Source organism: Butyrivibrio sp. AE3006 (genome assembly GCF_000424165.1).
GTDB lineage: Bacteria > Bacillota > Clostridia > Lachnospirales > Lachnospiraceae > Butyrivibrio.
In genome coordinates, this window is the sequence record NZ_AUJJ01000019.1 from 106420 (window position 1) to 110713 (window position 4294).

The 4294-nt window shown below is 40.7% G+C and carries 3 protein-coding genes and 1 rRNA gene; all 4 read right to left on the minus strand.

The annotated features are described in order from the left end of the window. Positions 1-1559: hypothetical protein (locus G603_RS23315; RefSeq protein ID WP_196808068.1), on the minus strand; the 1559-nt coding region annotated here is incomplete at its 3' end. A gap of 96 nt (positions 1560-1655) precedes the next feature. Next, the gene (locus G603_RS0110880; protein WP_026525827.1) at positions 1656-2564 is read right to left on the minus strand and encodes a chemotaxis protein; all 909 of its coding nucleotides are present in this window, start codon (positions 2562-2564) and stop codon (positions 1656-1658) included. Between the two features lie 226 nt (positions 2565-2790). Beyond that, a complete protein-coding gene (locus G603_RS0110885; protein WP_026670249.1) occupies positions 2791-3840 on the minus strand; it encodes an SGNH/GDSL hydrolase family protein in 1050 nt (349 codons plus the stop codon). 151 nt (positions 3841-3991) lie between these two features. Beyond that, positions 3992-4294: ribosomal RNA gene (locus G603_RS0110890) — 23S ribosomal RNA — on the minus strand; the annotation flags it as partial.

A 4294-nucleotide genomic window follows, 5' to 3' on the forward strand; every position in this document is an offset into this window, starting at 1 on the left:
GGCTCTGCTGATACGTCACTTACTGAACCTTCAATTGAAGGCTCCGCTGAAACATCGGCTACTGCGCCTTCTGTAGCAGGTTCTGCAGCCATCATTTCATCGATATTGATATCACCAAGTCCTGCATCTACCGTAGGCTCCGCTGTTGTTTCGCTTACTTCGCCTTCTGTAGCAGCTTCCGCAGCCATCATCTCATCAATATTAATATCACCAAGTGACGGCTCTGCTGATACATCACCTACTGCACCTTCAATTGAAGGCTCAGCCGATACATCAGCTACTGCGCCTTCTGTTGCAACTTCTGCCGCCATCATTTCATCTATACTAATATCACCAAATGACGGCTCCGTTGCCATCATCTCGTCAATATTGATATCACCTACAGCCCCTTCAGCTGCAGGTTCTGCAGCCATCATTTCATCGATGTTAATATCGCCAAGTCCAGCGTCTACCGCAGACTCCGCTGTTGCTTCAACTACTGCGCCTTCTGTAGGAGGCTCTGCCGCCATCATTTCATCGATGTTGATATCACCCAATGAAGGATCTGCTGATACGTCACCCACTGCACCTTCAATTGAAGGCTCAGCTGATACATCACCTATCGCACCCTCAGCTGTAGGTTCGGCTGCCATCATTTCGTCAATATTGATATCTCCAAGTGAAGGCTCGGCTGATACATCACCTACTGTGTCTTCAGCTGCAGGTTCTGCAGCCATCATCTCATCTATATTGATATCATCAAATCCAGCATCTACCGAAGGCTCTGCTGCAACTTCTTCTGCAACTGCTTCAGCTGAAGGCTCAGCATCAAATAATCCATCTACAGAAAGAGCTTCATCGGTAATAGCTGAAGTCTCATCTCCACTATCAAGAAGGACTGACAAATCTTCCTGGGGCATAGCTTCCCCGCCGAGATCTTCCAGTCCATCGAGACTCAAAGTATCATTGAGACCGACTTCTTCTCCTTCTCCAGTACCTGCATCAAGCATTTCGTCGATATTTAACATTTCATCGCTTGGTGTTGTGGACGCACCAAAATCAACTCCAAGAACTTCTTCCGGAGTTGCTCTCATCATATCGTCAATTGCTGCATCAGTACTATTCTGTTCTACCTCATCATTCTGAGCCAAATCATCGATAGGAATTTCAGGTGCCACTTCTAGTAAAGCGTCAGTGTCATCAGGCTGAATCTCTGCCGCCTCCTCAATTGCAGCTTCAGCACGTGCTATTTCTTCATCAAGTGCACGTTCATCATCATCTTTTTCATAAGAGTCAGATACATCATCCCCAACAGTGTATGTCGGAGCATCACTAACAGCAGGCGCAACAATAGAATCAAGGACCTTTGTCATTCCTTCATCAAGTAATTGTCCACTATCTACTTTTCCAAGCATTTCTCCGATTTCACTCAGGTCATTACTACCTGAGGAATTGCCTATAACATCATTTAGATCAGAAGTATACTCCGGATCGGATGTCGTCTTTGCAATCCCGGAATTGGCATCTTTTTTTAATGAATTTAAAAGACTATCCAAATACTCTTCATTCTTAGACTTCATGTGCCTGCTCCCCATAAAAATGATAAAACTCCCTTCATTGTAGCAGTCATTCTTCATAACTGAAGCAATAAAGGGAGTTCTCTTTACATCTTTTCTTTATTTGGCATCGCCATCAGCATGAACAAGTTCATCAATTACAGAAACCAAATTTCCAATCTCAGGCTTAGATAACTGTCTGTCAGCACCCAGCGACTCGCCCTTTCTTCTCATCTCTTCGTTAACAAGTGAAGAGAAAATGATGAGCGGGATCTGCTTAGTCTCGTCATCTTCCTTAACAAGCTTTGTAAGACGGTGACCATCCATAATAGGCATCTCAATATCTGTTATGATACATTTAACCTTATCGAGCTGGCCTCTGTCCTTACAACCCTTGATGTAGTCATAGGCAAGCTTACCATTCTCAAAGTGTCTAACATTGTCATAACCAGCCTTCTTAAGAGAGTCAACAATAAGCTTATTAAGAAGCTGTGAATCCTCGGCAAGAACAATAGGAATCTCGTTCCTTGTTCTAGGTCCGATTTCAGTGAGCTGTGAAACGTTAAGACCTGTATTAGGATTGATATCTGATACAATCTTCTCAAAATCAAGTATTATAATAAGTCTGGAATCTAATTTGATAATACCTGTAGAGATACTCTCTTCTGCCTTAGAAATAGTCGCGTTCGGTTTAATAATGTCAGCCCAGGATACTCTGTGAATACCTACAACCGCATCAACATGGAAAGCAATATCCAATTTATTGAAATTGGTGATAATAAAGAGACCACCTGCTTTAGACGCACCTCTCTGCAAGCAGTTCCTAAGATCAATTGCAGTAATCATAGTATCACGAGGCATAAATATACCTTCAATACTAGGATGTGCATTAGGAACAGGCGTCACCGGCTCATAGACGATGATTTCTTTGATCTTCGCCACATTGATGCCGTAGCAATGATCATCAATTTTGAACTCAAGGACCTCGAGCTCGTTAGTACCGTTTTCAAGCAAGATCTTAGATTCCATATTTTTACCTCGCGCTTTATTAAAAATTCTTTTGCTTCAAAACAAACTAAAAACCGATTGAATATCTATTTAATATTCTAATTTAGTATAGCATATACATTTTGAAAATAAATAGAAAAAATAAAAAAGACAGCCGAATTGACTGTCTTTTAAGAAACTGTTTATAAGTATTTTATAAATTTAAGAAGTTGTCTACCATTTATTATTTTGTTATTAGAATCGTTGATTATTCGTTTATTAATTCCTCCTTTAAACAGCTGAATAATTCTGCTGCTGCAAGTTTGTGTCCCTCAGGATTGGGATGCATTCTGGCTCCAACCAATCCGTCAGAGCAATCAGGTAAAAGTACGAATCTAACATTATCTGAGAAATTATTATTGTACGTTTTTACGATATTTTCTATACCATTTTGCATATCTGTGCCAAGCATTCCATAGCACCAGATTATAACAGAATCAGGATTTTTTGCTCTAACATCCTTTAAGAAATTCACTCCACATTCTGTAAAATCCTTCATGAACTGATCGCAATCAAACTTATCAAGTTTACAAGCTCCGCTATCATTTGTTCCAAGATTTATTATAATAGCGTCTTTCTTATTGGATTCAAAATCCCACTCTTCTCCCGCACCTGCAGCCAGAGCAAACTCAGTCTTTTGAGATCCACACACATACTTATATATAGGAGGAATCGCCCCTTCAAGATTACCATCCCATGCTGCATAAAGCCCCCAACCACTCTGACTTATCATGTTGTACTCAGCATCAAGCAGTTTTGCAGTTTCAAAAGCATATCCAATAGCAGGATCAAAAACAGTTGGAATCCATTCCTCTCTTGTAAGTGCAGCACTACCTTCTCCGGAAGTAATACTGTCACCTATAAACTCAATCTTATACTTTCTATTCGGCACAGGTAAAAACTCAGCATCTGTATCAATAGAACATACCTTGATTAATGAAACTTTATCATCAGGCATGGACTGAGTATTTCTTGAAATCCTTACTCTTGTCTGATGTCCCGGATCAAAACCTCTTAAGATCTGATATTTATTCTTTCCCTTCTGAAGAGGAAATCTCATTATTCTCTCATCATCAACAAAAACATCCAACCAGAGTTCTAATGCTTCATAAGATGCTTCAATCTCGGCAAACATATAGCTTGCTTTTACATTGAGCTCAACTCCGCTTCCAGTCCAAAACATTACAAAATCATCATTTTCAAATGAACATCTTCCCCAAATCTTTTTATTTTCGATATCTTTTAAACTATATTCCATAATTATCCTCCACTTGTAATTCAATAGCTTGAATTATTATAACAAAAAAACACCTAAGCAATAAGCTTAAGTGTTTAAAATCGGTTTGTACCTTCAAAACCGAACACTGAATTATTCCATCTTATTCCAAATCTTATGTTCTATATCCTAATAGGACAAGCCCTCGACCTATTAGTACACATCAGCTGAACATGTTACCATGCTTACACCTTGTGCCTATCTACCTCATAGTCTCTAAGGGGTCTTACTCCACAAGGGAGGGATATCTCATCTTGAGGGGGGCTTCACGCTTAGATGCCTTCAGCGTTTATCCCTTCCGGACTTGGCTACCCAGCCTTATGCATCTGGCGATGCAGCTGATACACCAGCGGTCCGTCCATCCCGGTCCTCTCGTACTAAGGACAGCTCCTCTCAGATATCCTACGCCCGCGCCGGATAGGGACCGAACTGTCTC